At 68.8% G+C, this 14,100-nt stretch carries 14 protein-coding genes; 4 read left to right on the plus strand and 10 right to left on the minus strand.

Annotated elements, in window-relative coordinates; genetic code table 11:
- The first annotated feature begins 15 nt into the window (after positions 1–15).
- The gene (locus LG388_RS10200; RefSeq protein WP_225782685.1) at positions 16–342 is read left to right on the plus strand and encodes a DUF1840 domain-containing protein; all 327 of its coding nucleotides are present in this window, start codon (positions 16–18) and stop codon (positions 340–342) included.
- 68 nt (positions 343–410) lie between these two features.
- Here LG388_RS10200 and LG388_RS10205 read toward each other — a convergent pair whose 3' ends face one another.
- The 4 genes from LG388_RS10205 to LG388_RS10220 form a co-directional block, all read right to left on the minus strand.
- Positions 411–1,445, minus strand: coding sequence for a tripartite tricarboxylate transporter substrate binding protein (locus LG388_RS10205; RefSeq protein ID WP_225782686.1), 1,035 nt, complete (start codon positions 1,443–1,445; stop codon positions 411–413).
- Complete coding sequence (locus LG388_RS10210; protein WP_225782687.1) at positions 1,442–1,828, minus strand: hypothetical protein; 387 nt, start codon at positions 1,826–1,828, stop codon at positions 1,442–1,444. The genes LG388_RS10205 and LG388_RS10210 overlap by 4 nt, the downstream gene beginning before the upstream one ends.
- Before the next feature lie 74 nt (positions 1,829–1,902).
- Positions 1,903–3,489 carry a TerC family protein gene (locus LG388_RS10215; RefSeq protein WP_225782777.1) on the minus strand — a complete coding sequence of 529 codons (1,587 nt, stop codon included), beginning with the start codon at positions 3,487–3,489 and terminating at the stop codon, positions 1,903–1,905.
- Between the two features lie 275 nt (positions 3,490–3,764).
- On the minus strand, positions 3,765–4,607 hold the full coding sequence (locus LG388_RS10220) for an undecaprenyl-diphosphate phosphatase (protein WP_225782688.1): 843 nt from the start codon (positions 4,605–4,607) through the stop codon (positions 3,765–3,767).
- A 280-nt stretch (positions 4,608–4,887) separates the two neighbouring features.
- Here LG388_RS10220 and LG388_RS10225 point away from each other — a divergent pair, with 280 nt between their 5' ends.
- Positions 4,888–6,099 (plus strand): porin, encoded by a 1,212-nt coding sequence (locus LG388_RS10225; protein WP_225782689.1) that lies wholly within the window; start codon positions 4,888–4,890, stop codon positions 6,097–6,099.
- A gap of 392 nt (positions 6,100–6,491) precedes the next feature.
- Here the strand turns inward: LG388_RS10225 and LG388_RS10230 are convergent, their stop codons facing one another.
- Complete coding sequence (locus tag LG388_RS10230; RefSeq protein ID WP_225782690.1) at positions 6,492–7,469, minus strand: tripartite tricarboxylate transporter substrate-binding protein; 978 nt, start codon at positions 7,467–7,469, stop codon at positions 6,492–6,494.
- 179 nt (positions 7,470–7,648) lie between these two features.
- On the opposite strand from LG388_RS10230, the gene LG388_RS10235 reads away from it, so the two are divergent.
- Both LG388_RS10235 and LG388_RS10240 read left to right on the plus strand, forming a co-directional pair.
- Complete coding sequence (locus LG388_RS10235) at positions 7,649–8,284, plus strand: FABP family protein (RefSeq protein ID WP_225782691.1); 636 nt, start codon at positions 7,649–7,651, stop codon at positions 8,282–8,284.
- Positions 8,285–8,316: 32 nt separating this feature from the next.
- A complete protein-coding gene (locus LG388_RS10240) occupies positions 8,317–8,559 on the plus strand; it encodes a SlyX family protein (RefSeq protein ID WP_225782692.1) in 243 nt (80 codons plus the stop codon).
- Positions 8,560–8,593: 34 nt separating this feature from the next.
- Here LG388_RS10240 and LG388_RS10245 read toward each other — a convergent pair whose 3' ends face one another.
- The 5 genes from LG388_RS10245 to LG388_RS10265 form a co-directional block, all read right to left on the minus strand.
- On the minus strand, positions 8,594–9,841 hold the full coding sequence (locus LG388_RS10245; protein WP_225782693.1) for a phenylacetate--CoA ligase family protein: 1,248 nt from the start codon (positions 9,839–9,841) through the stop codon (positions 8,594–8,596).
- A gap of 22 nt (positions 9,842–9,863) precedes the next feature.
- Complete coding sequence (locus LG388_RS10250; RefSeq protein ID WP_225782694.1) at positions 9,864–10,703, minus strand: ABC transporter ATP-binding protein; 840 nt, start codon at positions 10,701–10,703, stop codon at positions 9,864–9,866.
- A gap of 4 nt (positions 10,704–10,707) precedes the next feature.
- Positions 10,708–12,015 carry an ABC transporter substrate-binding protein gene (locus LG388_RS10255; protein ID WP_225782695.1) on the minus strand — a complete coding sequence of 436 codons (1,308 nt, stop codon included), beginning with the start codon at positions 12,013–12,015 and terminating at the stop codon, positions 10,708–10,710.
- Between the two features lie 85 nt (positions 12,016–12,100).
- Positions 12,101–13,165 (minus strand): branched-chain amino acid ABC transporter permease, encoded by a 1,065-nt coding sequence (locus LG388_RS10260; RefSeq protein ID WP_225782696.1) that lies wholly within the window; start codon positions 13,163–13,165, stop codon positions 12,101–12,103.
- Between the two features lie 3 nt (positions 13,166–13,168).
- Entirely contained in the window at positions 13,169–14,098 is a 930-nt protein-coding gene (locus LG388_RS10265; protein WP_225782697.1) for a branched-chain amino acid ABC transporter permease, read from the minus strand.
- Between the last annotated feature and the right edge of the window lie 2 nt (positions 14,099–14,100).

A 14,100-nucleotide genomic window follows, 5' to 3' on the forward strand; every position in this document is an offset into this window, starting at 1 on the left:
TCACGGAGGTCGCCCATGCTCTATCGCTTCAAGTCCCAGGCCAGCGCGGACGTGCTGATGCTCGAAGGCCACGCCCGGCCGCTCCTGGAGATCATCGGCAAATCGGCGGGCAGCAGCGGCATCATCACCGTCGACCAGATGCCTGGCGCCATCTCGGCGCTGCAGGCGGCGTCGCAGCGCGAGGCCGAGCAGGGGCGGCACAACCATGACGCGCATGCAGCCGAGGATCACGACACGCAGGCGGAGATCCAGCACGTGGGCCTGCACCAGCGCGCTGCGCCGCTGATCAAGATGATGCGCGAATCGATGGCGGAGAACCGCGATATCGTCTGGGGCACCTGAGCGGGGCCTGCGGGCCCGTCCGAAGGCGCCGGCCGGGGGCCGGCGCGCGCGCGGCGCACCGATCGGTGTCAATCCACCTTCGCCCCCGAATCCTTCACCACCTGCGCCCATTTCTCGTGCTCGCGCGCGATGTGCTGGGTGAATTCGGCCGGCGTGCTGCCGCTGGGAATTGCGCCCTGCGCCAGCATCTTCTCCTTCACATCGGCGCTGGCCAGTGCACGCGCCACTTCCTGCTGCAGGCGCTGCACGGTGCCGGCCGCCGTGCCTGCCGGCGCGAGCAGGCCGAACCAGGAACTGGCCTCGAAGCCCTTGAGCGCCGGGCCGCCGGCCTCTTCCACCGTGGGCACGTCGGGCAAGGCGGCCGAGCGCTGGCTGCTGGTCACGGCCAGCGCCTTGAGCTTGCCGGCCTTGATCTGCTGCATGGACGACGGCAGGTTGTCGAACATCACGTCGGCATTGCCGGCCACCAGGTCCAGCAGGGCCGGTGCCGAGCCCTTGTAGGGCACGTGGGTCATCTGCACGCCCGTCATGCGCTTGAACAGTTCGCCGGCCAGGTGGATCGACGTGCCGCTGCCGCTGGACGCCATGTTGAACTGGCCCGGGTTCGCCTTGGCCTTGGCGATGAAGCTGGCCACCGAATCGATGCCCAGCTGCTTCGCCTTCTCGGCGTTCATCTCCATCACGTTGGGCACGGCCGCGACCATGGTGACGGGCACGAAGTCCTGGATCGGGTCGAAAGGCAGCTTGGGGTACAGGGCCCGGTTGATGCCATGCGTGCCGACGGTGCCCATGAGCAGCGTGTAGCCGTCGGCGGGCGCGCGGGCCACGATCTCAGCGCCGACATTGCCCCCGGCCCCGGCGCGGTTGTCCACGACGAAAGGCTGTCCCAGCGCCTTCGACAGCTCGGGCGCCACGGCTCGCGCCAGGATGTCGGTGGTGCCGCCGGCGGCGAAGGGCACCACGATGCGCACGGGCCTGCTGGGCCAGTTCGCCTCGGCCAATGCGGCGCCCGGCCAGGCCAGGGCCCCGAGCAGGGCGGCACCCAGCCATGCGCGGCGGCGGGCGGACAGGGGGCAAGCACGGGACGCAGGAACGGGGCTCATGCAGAGATCTCCTGATGATCGGGCCACAGCTGGCGCAGGACGGCGCGCAGCGGCTGGCCCTGGCGCAGGCCCAGGCGTTGCGCGGCGGGGTTGAGGTGGCTCAGCACGCCGTGATCGAGCGTGCTGCGCGCTTCACCGATGCGCGCGCTGTGGTGGGCCACCGTGCAGGCGGCCAGCTCCCGGGCCTGCAGCAGGTCCAGGGCCGCGATGCCGGCGGCGTCGCGACCGCCGCCGGCGTCGTTGAATACCGAAAGCAGCGGCTGCGCCGCGAGCGCATAGCGCGCCGAGCTGCGGCCGCCGTGCGAGCCGCTGACGGCGATGCAGCCCGCGTCCCGGGGCTGGAGCTCGGTGATGGAATCGACCACGCGCAGGCAGATCGGCATGCCGCGTTGTAGCGGCTATCCCGCCGCGCCCCGCAGGGTGAAAACCCCTGGAGCGCCCGGTTGCCGGCGCCGGCCTACAGGGGCCCGGCTTCGGCCTCGGCGGGCGTCGCCTGCTCCGCGGGGCCCAGGCGCCGCACCGCTACCCAGAGGATGCGCTGCTCGTCGACCTCGCCGACGCGGAACTCGAAGCCGTCGTGGCGCAGCGTCTCGTCCACCGCGGGCAGCCGGCCGAAGCGCGCCAGCAGGTAGCCGGCCACGGAGTTGTAGCGGTCCGTGTCGCTCACGAGGTCGTGCGTGTCCAGCAGGCGCTCGAGCTGGTGCAGGTCGGCCGAGCCGGCGACGCGCCACTGGCCGTCGCCCACGCCCTGGATCTCGAGGGTCTCATCCTCGTCCGGGAACTCGCCGGCGATGGCTTCCAGCACGTCGATCGGCGTGACCACGCCCTGCACCTGGCCGTATTCGTCGGTGACGAGCGCGAGCTGGCCGCGCGCGTGGCGCAGGATGTCGATCGCCTGCATCACCGTGGTGCTGGCGGGCAGGTAAAGGGGCGGGCGCAGGCAGCCGTCGGATGCGTCGAGGCGGCCTCCCTCGGCCACGGCGCCCAGCAGGTCCTTGACGCGCGCCACGCCGATGACCGCGTCCAGCGAGCCGCGGCACACCGGGAACATGCTGTGCGGCGTGGCCAGCAGCTGGGCACGCAGTTCGGCGGCGTCTTCCTCGATGTCGGCCCAGGAGATGTCGCCGCGCGGCGTCATGATCGAGCGCACGCTGCGCTCGGCCAGCGACAGCACGCCGCTGACCATGTGCCGCTCCTCGGGCGCGAAGGCGGGCGCTTCGGCCGGCCGGTCGTCCGCGTCGCTGCTGGGCACGGTCTCGCCATGCAGGCGCCCACCGAGCAGGCGCAGCACGGTCTCGGCCGTGCGCTCGCGCAGCGGCTGCGCGGCTTGCTGGCGCGCCTGGTTGCGCCGGGCCCACTGGTTGAAGAACTCGATCAGGATCGAGAAGCCGATGGCGGCGTACAGATAGCCCTTGGGCAGGTGGAAGCCCAGGCCCTCGGCCACCAGCGACAGGCCGATCATGAGCAGGAAGCTCAGGCACAGCATGACCACGGTGGGGTGCGCGTTCACGAAGCGCGTGAGCGGCTTGGAGGCCAGCAGCATCACGCCGATGGAGATCACGACGGCCGCCATCATCACGGGCAGGTCGTTCACCATGCCCACGGCCGTGATCACGGCGTCGAGGGAGAACACGGCATCGAGCACCACGATCTGCGCCACCACCACGCCGAAGCCGGCGTAAGCCACCTGCGTGCGGTGCGTGTGCACCACGCCTTCCAGACGCTCGTGCAGCTCGGTCGTGGCCTTGTACAGCAGGAACAGGCCGCCGCCCAGCAGGATCAGGTCGCGCCCCGAGAAGGGCTTGCCCCAGACGCTGAACAGCGGCGCCGTGAGCGTGACCAGCCAGGAGATGACCGACAGCAGGCCCAGGCGCATGACCAGCGCGAGGCTCAGCCCGATCACGCGCGCACGGTCGCGCTGGTGCGGCGGCAGCTTGTCGGCCAGGATCGCGATGAAGATCAGGTTGTCGATGCCCAGCACGATCTCCAGCACGACCAGCGTCAGCAGGCCGGCCCAGACTGCCGGGTCGGTGAGCAGCTCCATCATGCGCGCGCTCCTTCGGCCGCCGCGGCGCGCAGGCGCGCCGCTGGGCGGGCCGAGGCGGCCGGCGCGGTGCGAGGAAAGAAGGCGGGGAAGGACCGGAAAACGGGGCAGGCCGGTCGCCTGGACGGGGTGCTGGCGCAGGCCAGCGCCCGACTGGGAGGTTCGGGGGGCATGGGGGCAAGTCTAGAAAGCGGCCGCCTTCGCGGCGCCTGAATTCCCGGACCTTGCCGGGGAAATGATGGCGTCAGGGCGTGGTCAGGGCGGTGGGCGCTGCGTCAGTGCGGTGCCAGCAGGCCCGCGCCCAGCAGGGCGAACAGCAGCGCGCCGAGGGCCAGGCGGTAGTAGACGAAAACCATGTAGCTGCGCGAGGACACGATGCGCAGGAACCAGACAATGACGCCGTAGCCCACCCCGAAGGCGATGACCGTGGCCAGCGCCGTCGGGCCGGGCGCCACCGGCCCGGGCACGCCCCAGCTCTTGACGAGCTGGTACAGGCCCGAGGCCATGACGGCCGGCACGGCGAGCAGGAAGGAATAGCGCGCGGCGGCCTCGCGCGTGTAGCCCAGCAGCAGGCCAGCCGTGATCGTGCCGCCCGAGCGCGACACGCCCGGGATCAGCGCCATCGCCTGTGCCAACCCGTAGAGCAGTCCGTGGCCCCAGCTCAGTGTCTGCAGGTCACGCGTCTTGCGGCCGCGCCGGTCGGCCCAGGCCAGGACCAGCGCGAACAGCATGAGCATGGCGGCCGTGATGTAGAGGTTGCGCAGCGAGGTCTCGATCGCATCCTTGAACAGCAGCCCCAGCACCGCGATCGGCAGCGTGCCGATGATGATCAGCCAGCCCATGCGGGCGTCGGCAGGCATGCCGCCGCGGCGGCCACCGGGCGCCAGCGAGGCAAACCAGGCGCGCAGGATGCGCAGGATGTCGTGGCGGAAGTAGATCAGCACCGCCAGCTCGGTGCCCAGCTGGGTGATGGCGGTGAAGCTGGCGCCCGGGTCCACCCCCGAGGGCAGCAGCGGCCCGAGGATGCGCAGATGGGCGCTGGAGGAAATGGGAAGGAATTCGGTCAGTCCTTGGACCAGGCCGAGGAGGGCTGCTTCGAGCCAGGACACAACACCCATGGGCAATTCTTCGATGACGGCGCAAGCGCGGGCCGGTGCCCGCCGCGGGGCCGCGAGTGTCGCACGGCCCCGGTGACCCCACGGCGCGGGCGCGCAGCCGGTGTCCCGGGGCCAAGGGATGTGAACTAGACGCAACACTCCAAAGAAGCAATCAAAAGGGTTTACCCGATGTCACGGAACTGACTTGTTGTGGCTGGAGCCTGCAAGGCGTCCCGGGCTGGGTGCCCGGGCTCCCCGCTTACGGCAGAGAAGCAACAGTACACATCCTGGAGTTCTACGAATGAAAAAGACCCTGGCGGCCCTGGCCGCACTGGCGCTGTGCGGCGTCGCATCGGCCCAGTCTTCCGTCACCCTGTTCGGCGTGGTCGACGTCGCGGTCAGCAACGTCTCCAACAAGGCCGAGCGCGTCTACACGCTGGCCGACCTGACCCGCCCCTCGCTGCTGGCCGACAGCATCAAGGTCAGCCGCACCGAGCTGCGCAATTCGGGCCTGAGCTCCAGCCGCCTGGGCTTTCGCGGTGTGGAAGATCTGGGTGGCGGCCTGACGGCCGGCTTCTGGCTCGAATCGCCCCTGACCAACGACGACGGCGGTGGCCTGAGCGCCTTCAGCCGCCGCTCGACCGTCAGCCTGGCCGGCGGCTTCGGTGAGCTGCGCCTGGGCCGCGACTCCACGCCCACCAAGCTGAACGACGACCAGTTCGATCCGTTCGGCGCCACCGGCATCGGCGCCTCGCTGATCGCCACCGCCTACAGCCACAGCCGCGTGAGCAACTCGGTGCAGTACTTCCTGCCCAGGGGCCTGGGCGGCGTGTACGGCAACGTGATGTACGCCTTCCACGAGCGCAGCCGCTTCGACCCGCTCACGGCCGTGCAGCGCGACTCCAAGGCCGGCCAGTTCTTCGGCGGCCGCATCGGCTTCGCCAACGGCCCGCTGGACGTGGCCGTGGCCTATGGCCAGCTGGACGGTGCCACGGTCACGACCGACACCATCAACATCGGCACCGACCGCACCACCAAGAACAAGATCCTGAGCGCCGGCGCCACCTATGACTTCGGCGTCGTCAAGCTCTTCGGCCAGTATTCGCAGAACCGCACCGAGCGCAGCACGCTGGCGGCCGACTACACGAACGGCTTCCTGGTGGTGGACCCCAAGACCAAGGTGCAAGGCTACCTGCTGGGCGTGTCCGTGCCGGTCGGCGCGGGCCTGATCCGCGCCAGCTACGCCCACGTCAAGTACGACGACAACACCGTCGGCACGTTGTGGAACCCGGTGGAAGACCGCAAGGCCAACAAGTTCGCGCTCGGCTACCAGCACAACCTGTCCAAGCGCACGGCCCTGTACGCCACCGTGGCCCGCGTGTCGAACAAGAACGGCGCGGCCCTGACCGTGGGCGGCCCGGCCCTGACGGCCGCGCAACTGGCGCCCGCCGGCGCGACCTACCGCATGAAGAACTCGACGGGCTACGAGTTCGGTCTGCGCCACTCGTTCTGATTGGCGCAGACGGCCGGGCCTTGCAGCGTGCTGGCGCTGTAGCTGCAAAGTCCGGCGGCAAGGTCGCAAGACCCTGCCGACCCGAGGCGCGTGTTGCAAGCGCGCGCTTCGGGAAGCCAAAGGGTTGCCCGCATCCGGGGCAGCCTTCATTCCAAGTTTCTCCAAGGAGCCTGCTGGTTCATTCGGCCCGCCGTTGTGCGGGCTTTTTTTCGCCTGCGCGTTGGCGCCTGACGCGGGTTCTTCGTGCAGGGGCTGGGGCCCGGACGGCCCGGGGCGCTGCGTGCAGGGGGCCGGGGGCTCCCGTGACACAGGCCTTGCCGATGCCAGGCCCGCGCGCCCACAAAAAAGCCGGGGGTCCCCGGCTTTTTTGAGTGGGAGCGAGACGCCGCCGCTCAGTCCGCGTACACGCCTGCGGCCTTGACGATGGGGCCGAAACGCGCCACCTCGGCCTGCACGAACTTCTTGTGCTCGGCGGGTTCGACGCGCTTGTCGTTCACCACCACGGCGCCCAGGCCTTCCTGCTTCTTGATGAAGTCGGGGTCTTTCAGGGCCACCTTCAGCGCATCGTTGAGCTTCTTCAGCACCGGCGCGGGCGTGCCCTTGGGGGCGTACAGGCCGTGCCAGATCGTGACCTGGAAGTTCTTCAGGCCCGATTCGTCCAGCGTGGGGATGTCCTTCAGGGCGGGCGTGCTCAGGCGCTTGAGCGTGGTGACGGCATAGGGCTTGACCTTCTTGGCCTCGATCTGGCTCGTCGTGTTAGTGGTCTGGTCGCACAGCAGGTCCACCTGGCCGCCCAGCAGGTCGGCGATCGCCGGGGCCGTGCCCTTGTAGGGCACAGTGGTCATTTCGGCCTTCAGCTCGCTCTGGAAGAGCAGGCCGCACAGGTGCGAAGCCGAACCGATGCCGGCATTGGCTAGGTTCACCTTGCCGCTGTTCTTGCCGATCCACTCGCGCAGCTGCGCGAAGTTGTTGGCTTCCAGTTGCGGCTTGCCGATCAGCGTCATGGGCACGTCATTGATCATGCCCAGGTATTCGAAGTCGGTCTCGTAGTTGTACGAGAGCTTGCGGTACAGCACGGGCGTGGTGGCCATGCCCACGTGCGTGACCAGCAGCGTGTAGCCGTCGTTCTTGGCGCGCGCCACCTTGGCATTGCCGATGGTGCTGCCGGCACCGGCGGCGTTGTCGATCACGATCGGCGAGCCGCCCAGCGGCTTCTGCATCGCTTCGGCCAAGTCCCGGGCCACGCGGTCGGTCGGGCCGCCGGCCGCGAAGGGCACCACGATGGTGATGGGCTTGCCGCCCGGGAAGTCCTGGGCGAATGCGCCTGCGGCCGCGACAGCCAGGGCCGTGAAGGCGAACAGTTTCTTCATACTGTCTCCGAAGAGTTACAAAAAGCAAGGGGTGCGCGATGTTATCGGCGCTTGAAAGGTCCCACCATCGAAAATTGCCCTAGGAGGAGGGGTTATGCCGTCCGTGCCGGACCGCCGGCCCCGCGCAGGCGGCAGTCGTCCCTGCGCCTTGTTTCCTGATCACATCCTGCCCTTCATTCATGACCATTTCCCGCGACATCTATACCGAACCCCAGGACGTGGACCTGCGCACGCTCGAACAGCTGGGGCCCCTGCGCCCCATGGCCGGCATCTGGGAGGGCCAGCGCGGCCTGGACGTGAAGCCCAAGGCCGAAGGTCCCAGGAAGCAGGCCTACGTGGAACGCATCGAACTGCAGCCCATCGACCCCGTGACCAATGGCCCGCAACTGCTGTACGGCCTGCGCTACCACACGCACATCACCAAGCCCGGGCAGGTCAAGACCTACCACGAGCAGGTGGGCTACTGGCTGTGGGAGCCGGCGACGCAGACCGTGATGCACACGCTGACCATCCCGCGCGGGCAGGTCGCCATGGCCGCGGGCCGCGTGGCGCCCGACGCGCGCGAGTTCGAGCTGGTCGCCACGCAGGGCCTGGAAACCTGGGGCATCTGCTCGGCGCCCTTCCTGCAGCAAGCGTTTCGCACCTCCGAATTCCGCATCCGCGTCTTCTTCAACGACGATGGCAGCTGGGGGTATGACGAAGACACCGTGCTGCACATCGAAGGCCAGGAGGCGCCTTTCCACCACACCGACCGCAACCTGCTGCACATGGTGGCGCAGCCGACGCCGAACCCGCTGGCGCGCGCCGCGACCTGAGCGGCAGGCCGCGCCGCGCCGACAATCGCTGCATGCATGCCCACGACCCCGAAGCCGCCGCCGGCCCGCCGGCCTCCGAGCGCCTCGACGCCCTGGAGATCAAGGCGAGCTATGCCGAAGACCTGCTGGAGCAGCTCAACCTGACGGTCTACCGCCAGCAACAGCAGATCGACGCCCTGCAGCGCAAGCTGCGCGAGCTGGAAGAACGCCAGTCGCCCGACAGTGCCGGCAGTGCGCCGCGAAGCCTGCGCGACGAGCTGCCGCCCCACTACTGAGGGCGCGTCGGCGCCGGGGCGCCGGGCGCTGCGCTCAGGCGTAGCTGCGCGCGTCCTCGATCACCTTGCCGTCGTTGGGCAGGGCGCCGGGCGCCAGCACCTCGACTTCGGCGCGCAGCTTGGTCACGTCGCGCACCGCCTCGGCCAGGCGCGCCGCCAGGCCCTCGGGGGCGGCCGCGCATTCCACCTTCAGCGTCATGCGGTCCTCGCCGGTCTGGCCCTGCACCACCAGCCGCGCGCGCGCCACCTGCGCAAAGCGGCGCACCACCTCGGCCACCTGCGAGGGGTGCACGAACATGCCGCGCACCTTGGTCGTCTGGTCGGCACGGCCCATCCAGCCCCTGATGCGCACATTGGTGCGGCCCGTGGGGCAGGCGCCGGGCAGCACGGCCGAGAGGTCGCCCGTGCCGAAGCGGATCAGCGGGTAGTCGGGGTTCAGTGTGGTCACCACGACCTCGCCCACCTCGCCCTCGGGCACCGGGTCGCCCGTGCCCGGGCGCACGATCTCCAGCAGCACGCCTTCGTCCACGACCAGCCCTTCGCGCGCCTCGGTCTCGTAGGCAATCAGGCCCAGGTCGGCCGTCGCATAGCACTGCGTGCCCTGCACCCCGCGCTCGGCCAGGAAGGCGCGCAGGCTGGGCGGAAAGGCCTCGCCCGACACCAGGGCCTTCTTGAGCGTGCCCAGCGACTGGCCCTTCTCCGCGGCCTTCTCCAGCAGGATCTTGAGGAAGCTGGGCGTGCCTGCGTAGCCGTTCGGGCGCAGGTGGGCGATGGCTTCGAGCTGCTGCTCGGTCTGGCCCGTTCCGCCCGCGAACACGGTGCAGCCCAGCGCATGCGCGCCGGTCTCCATGATCGAGCCCGCCGGCGTCATGTGGTAGCTGAAGCTGTTGTGGATCAGGTCGCCGGCGCGAAAGCCCGCGGCGAACAGCGCGCGCGCCGTGCGCCAGTAGTCCGCGCCCGTGCCCTCGGGCTCGTAGATCGGGCCGGGGCTGGCGAAGATGCGGCGCATGCGCGCGCCGCGAGGAATGGCGGCGAAGCCGCCGAATGCGTCCTCTTCACGCCGGGCCTGCTGCAGCGCCAGCAGTTCGGACTTGCGCGTGACCGGCAGCCGGGCCAGCGCGGCGCGGCTGGTCAGCTCGGCCGGCCTCGTGCCGTCGAGGATCTTCGCAAAGGCCGTGGACGCGGTCTGCGCCTGCAGGACCTGCCTGGGCAGTGCGGCCAGCAGGTCGCGCTCGCGCTCCGCCGGGTCGCGGGTTTCCAGCGCGTCGTAGAAATCGGTCATGGAGATCAGGGGTGCAAAGGGTTCAGGCCAGCCAACGCTTGCGGCGCTTGTAGCTCTTGACGTCGCGGAAGCTCTTGCGGCCTTCGCCACCGGTGCCGAGGTAGAACTCCTTGACGTCCTCGTTCTCGCGCAGCGCGCTGGCCGCGCCGTCCATGACCACGCGCCCGCTCTCCAGGATGTAGCCGAAGTCGGCGTAGCGCAGCGCCATGTTGGTGTTCTGCTCGGCCAGCAGGAAGGTCACGCGCTCCTTGGTGTTGAGGTCCTTCACGATCTCGAACACCTCCTCGACGATCTGCGGCGCCAGGCCCATGGAGGGCTCGTCGAGCAGCACCATCTTGGGGTTGGCCATCAGCGCGCGGCCGATCGCGCACATCTGCTGCTCGCCGCCCGAGGTGTAGGCGGCCTGGCTGGTGCGCCGGGTCTTGAGCCGCGGGAAGTAGGCGTAGACCTTCTCCAGCGTCGCATCCACGGCGCCCTTGCCGTCGCGGCGCGTGTAGGCCCCGGTCATGAGGTTTTCCTCGATGGTCAGGTGGGCGAAGCAGTGCCGACCCTCCATGACCTGAATCACGCCGCGGTCCACGAGCTCGGCCGGCGTCAGGTTCTCGATGCGCTCGCCGCGCAGCGCGATCGAGCCCTTGGTCACCGCGCCGCGCTCGGCGTGCAGCAAATTGGAGACTGCCCGCAAGGTGGTGGTCTTGCCGGCGCCATTGGCGCCCAGCAGGGCCACGATGCTGCCTTCGTCCACGCGCAGCGAGACGCCCTTCAACACCAGGATCACGTGGTTGTAGATGACCTCGATGCCGTTGACATCGAGGAATGCATCCGAGGATGCGCGGCGCTCGGCCGAAGGCAGTGCTGACATGGCTTCAGGAGCAGCTGCGCGGCGTGATCTTCTTGTCGCTGGCGTACTTGGCCGACAGCTCCTTGACCAGCGGGTCGATCAGGCTCTTGTCGGCCTGGTACCAGTCGGAAGTGATGTTCCACTTGCCGCCGTCCCACTGCACGATGCGCGCCCAGTCGGTGCCCATGTGGTTGCTGCACGAGGTCTTCACCGGCCGCATCACCTCGCCGAAGCCCAGGGCCTTGAGCTTGTCGGCCGTGAGGTCCAGGTTTTCCATGCCCCACTTGATCTGCTCGGCGGTCATGACCTTGCCCTTGCCGAACTTCTCCTGCGCGGCGCGGATGGCCTCGACCTGCAGCATCGAGATCATCATGCCGCGCGTGTGGGCGATGGAGCCGATGGAACTGGCGTTGGACGCCGTGCCCTGGCCCTTGTCGTAGACCAGCTTCTTCAGGTCGTCATGCACCTTGTCCTTGGCCGCGCTGTTGTGGATGGTGATGGCGTTGTAGCCCTTGGCACCGGCACCGATGTCCTTCACGTCATGGTCCGAGCCGGCCCACCAGATGGCGTAGATCTTGTCGCGCGCATAGCCGGTGGCCTGGGCCTCGCGCACGGCGGCGGGCGTCATCACGCCGGCCGACCACAGCAGCACATAGTCGGGCTTTTGCTGGCGGATCTGCAGCCAGGTGCTTTTTTGCTCCACGCCGGGTGGCGTGACGGGCAGCAGCGACAGCTCGAAGCCTTCCTTGGCGGCGCGCTTTTGCAGCAGCAGGATGGGCTCCTTGCCGTAGGGCGAGTCGTGGTAAACCAGCGCGATCTTCTTGCCCTTGAGATTGCCCTTCTCCTTCTTCAGGATGTCCTGGATCATCACGTCGGCCGCGGTCCAGTAGGTGCCCAGCAGCGGGAAGTTCCACTCGAACACCGTGCCATCCACCGACTGCGACAGCCCGTAGCCCGGCGTGACCACCAGCTTCTTGTCCACGAAGGCCTTGTCGGTCACGGCGAAGGTGATGCCGGTCGACTGCGTGTCGAAGCCCGCATCGCCCTTGCCCTTGAGGCGCTCATAGCACTCCACGCCCTTGGCGGCGTCATAGGCCGTCTCGCATTCCTCAAAGGCCAGCTTCACGCCGTTCACGCCGCCATCGCGCGCGTTGATGAGCTTCAGGTAGTCCTGCTTGCCATCGGCCCATGGGATGCCCAGGGGCGCGAACTGGCCGGTGCGGTAGACCAGCAGCGGCACGAACTGCTCGGCCTGCGCATGGGCGGCCGGCGGCGCCAGCAGGGACAGGCCGGCGGCGGCCGCCAGGGCCAGGGAACTCAGCTTTTTCTTCATGGTTTGTCTCCTTGGAATGGGCACGTTGGCGTGCGGGGTGAATCAGGCAAGGGTCGGCAGAGAATCCAGGGCGGCAGGCGCGGGCTCAGTGCGGGAACGGCCACAGGCGCAGCTTCTCGCGCGCCGTGAGCCACAGGCGCGCCAGGCCATGCGGCTCAACGATCAGGAAGAACACGATCAGCGCGCCGAAGATCATGTGCTCCAGGTGCGAGGCAGTCGCCGTGGACAACGGCAGGCCCAGCCAGTGCGGCACGTAGTTGAGCAGTAGCGGCAGCAGCACCATGAAGGCCGCGCCGAAGAAGGCGCCCGAGATCGAACCCAGGCCGCCGATGATGACCATGAACAGCAGCTGGAACGAGCGGTCGATGCTGAAGGCCGCCGGCTCCCAGGAGCCCAGGTGCACGAAGCCCCACAGCGCGCCGGCCACGCCGACGATGAAGGAACTCACCGCGAAGGCCGACAGCTTGGCATAGACCGGGCGGATGCCGATCACGGCGGCCGCCACGTCCATGTCGCGGATCGCCATCCACTGGCGGCCGATGGCGCCGCGCACGAGGTTCTTGGCCAGCAGTGCGAACACGCAGACGATGGCCAGGCACAGCAGGTACTTCTGCACCGGCGTCTCCACCGGCAGGCCGAAGAACGACAGCGCACCCACGCTGACCGAGCCCGAGGGCGAGTCGTTCGTGACCCACTTGACGCGGTTGGTGAACCAGTCCGTGAAGAACTGCGCCGCGAGCGTGGCCACCGCGAGGTAGAGCCCGCGGATGCGCAGGCTGGGAATGCCGAACAGCACGCCGAACACCGTGGCCGCGAGACCGCCGCCGATCAGCGCGAGCAGCAGCGGGATGCCCTCGATGCGCACCTGCAGGTTGTAGGCCGCATAGGCGCCGATGGCCATGAAGGCGCCCGTGCCGAGCGAGATCTGGCCGCAGTAGCCGACCAGGATGTTCAGGCCCAGGGCCGCGAGCGCCAGGATCAGGAAGGGGATCAGGATCGCGCGGAAGAAGTAGTCGCTGCCCAGGAGCGGCACGGCGACGAAGGCCACGAGCAGCAGCACGGAGATGCCGATGCGGTCCTGCAGCACCGGGAAGATCTGCAGGTCGGCGCGGTAGGTCTGCTTGAACTGGCCGTTTTCTCTGTACAGCATCGCTTAGACCCGATCAATGATTTTGTCGCCGAACAGGCCTTGGGGCCGGAGCAGCAGGAAGCCCAGGGCCAGCACATAGGCGAACCAGTTCTCGATGCCGCCGCCCAGCATGGGGCCGATGTAGATCTCCGAGAGCTTCTCGCCCGCGCCGATGATGAGGCCGCCCACGATGGCGCCCGGCACCGAGGTGAGCCCGCCCAGGATCACGACCGGCAGGGCCTTGAGCGCGACCAGCGAGATCGAGAACTGCACGCCGAGCTTGGAGCCCCAGATGATGCCGGCCACCAGCGCCACGATGCCGCCGATGGTCCAGACGATGACCCAGATGCGCGACAGCGGGATGCCGATGGACTGCGCGGCCTGGTGGTCGTCGGCGACGGCGCGCAGCGCCCGGCCGGTCGGCGTCTTCTGGAAGAACAGCGTGAGGCCGATGACGAGCAGGGCCGAGACCAGCGCCGCATAGAGGTCTTCCTTGCTCAGCAGCAGGCCGCCGTCGAACGTGCCTTCCAGCACCATCATCGGGTCCTTGGGCATGCCCACGTCGATCTTGTAGGTGGCGCTGCCGAACAGCAGCTGGCCCGCACCATCGATGAAGTAGGCGATGCCCAGCGTGGCCATCAAGAGCGCGATCGGCTCCTGGCCGACCAGTTGGCGCAGTGCCAGCCGCTCGATGAGCCAGGCCAGGCCCGCCATCAGCGCGATCGCGGCGACCAGCGCCATCGCATTGGCCAGCAGCAAGCTGTCGAAGCCCAGCCACTTGGGGAACCACTCGGAAAAGCGCGCCATGGCCAGCGCCGCGAACAGCACCATGGCGCCCTGCGCGAAGTTGAAGACGCCCGAGGCCTTGAAGATCAGCACGAAGCCCAGCGCCACCAGGGCGTAGAGCATGCCGGCCATGAGGCCGCCGAACAGTGTTTCGAGGAAGAACCCCATGG

This window comes from Xenophilus sp. Marseille-Q4582, from assembly GCF_916700565.1.
Taxonomy (GTDB): Bacteria; Pseudomonadota; Gammaproteobacteria; order Burkholderiales; family Burkholderiaceae_C; genus Xenophilus.

What these genes read in the sequence shown, in the direction of transcription:
- LG388_RS10250 (WP_225782694.1), bottom strand. Translation starts at nt 10,703, where the DNA reads ATGTCAGCACTGCCTTCGGCCGAGCGCCGCGCATCCTCGGATGCATTC.
- LG388_RS10205 (WP_225782686.1), bottom strand. Translation starts at nt 1,445, where the DNA reads ATGAGCCCCGTTCCTGCGTCCCGTGCTTGCCCCCTGTCCGCCCGCCGC.
- LG388_RS10230 (WP_225782690.1), bottom strand. Translation starts at nt 7,469, where the DNA reads ATGAAGAAACTGTTCGCCTTCACGGCCCTGGCTGTCGCGGCCGCAGGC.
- LG388_RS10210 (WP_225782687.1), bottom strand. Translation starts at nt 1,828, where the DNA reads ATGCCGATCTGCCTGCGCGTGGTCGATTCCATCACCGAGCTCCAGCCC.
- LG388_RS10235 (WP_225782691.1), top strand. Translation starts at nt 7,649, where the DNA reads ATGACCATTTCCCGCGACATCTATACCGAACCCCAGGACGTGGACCTG.
- LG388_RS10255 (WP_225782695.1), bottom strand. Translation starts at nt 12,015, where the DNA reads ATGAAGAAAAAGCTGAGTTCCCTGGCCCTGGCGGCCGCCGCCGGCCTG.
- LG388_RS10260 (WP_225782696.1), bottom strand. Translation starts at nt 13,165, where the DNA reads ATGCTGTACAGAGAAAACGGCCAGTTCAAGCAGACCTACCGCGCCGAC.
- LG388_RS10240 (WP_225782692.1), top strand. Translation starts at nt 8,317, where the DNA reads ATGCATGCCCACGACCCCGAAGCCGCCGCCGGCCCGCCGGCCTCCGAG.
- LG388_RS10220 (WP_225782688.1), bottom strand. Translation starts at nt 4,607, where the DNA reads ATGGGTGTTGTGTCCTGGCTCGAAGCAGCCCTCCTCGGCCTGGTCCAA.
- LG388_RS10200 (WP_225782685.1), top strand. Translation starts at nt 16, where the DNA reads ATGCTCTATCGCTTCAAGTCCCAGGCCAGCGCGGACGTGCTGATGCTC.
- LG388_RS10225 (WP_225782689.1), top strand. Translation starts at nt 4,888, where the DNA reads ATGAAAAAGACCCTGGCGGCCCTGGCCGCACTGGCGCTGTGCGGCGTC.
- LG388_RS10265 (WP_225782697.1), bottom strand. Translation starts at nt 14,098, where the DNA reads ATGGGGTTCTTCCTCGAAACACTGTTCGGCGGCCTCATGGCCGGCATG.
- LG388_RS10215 (WP_225782777.1), bottom strand. Translation starts at nt 3,489, where the DNA reads ATGGAGCTGCTCACCGACCCGGCAGTCTGGGCCGGCCTGCTGACGCTG.
- LG388_RS10245 (WP_225782693.1), bottom strand. Translation starts at nt 9,841, where the DNA reads ATGACCGATTTCTACGACGCGCTGGAAACCCGCGACCCGGCGGAGCGC.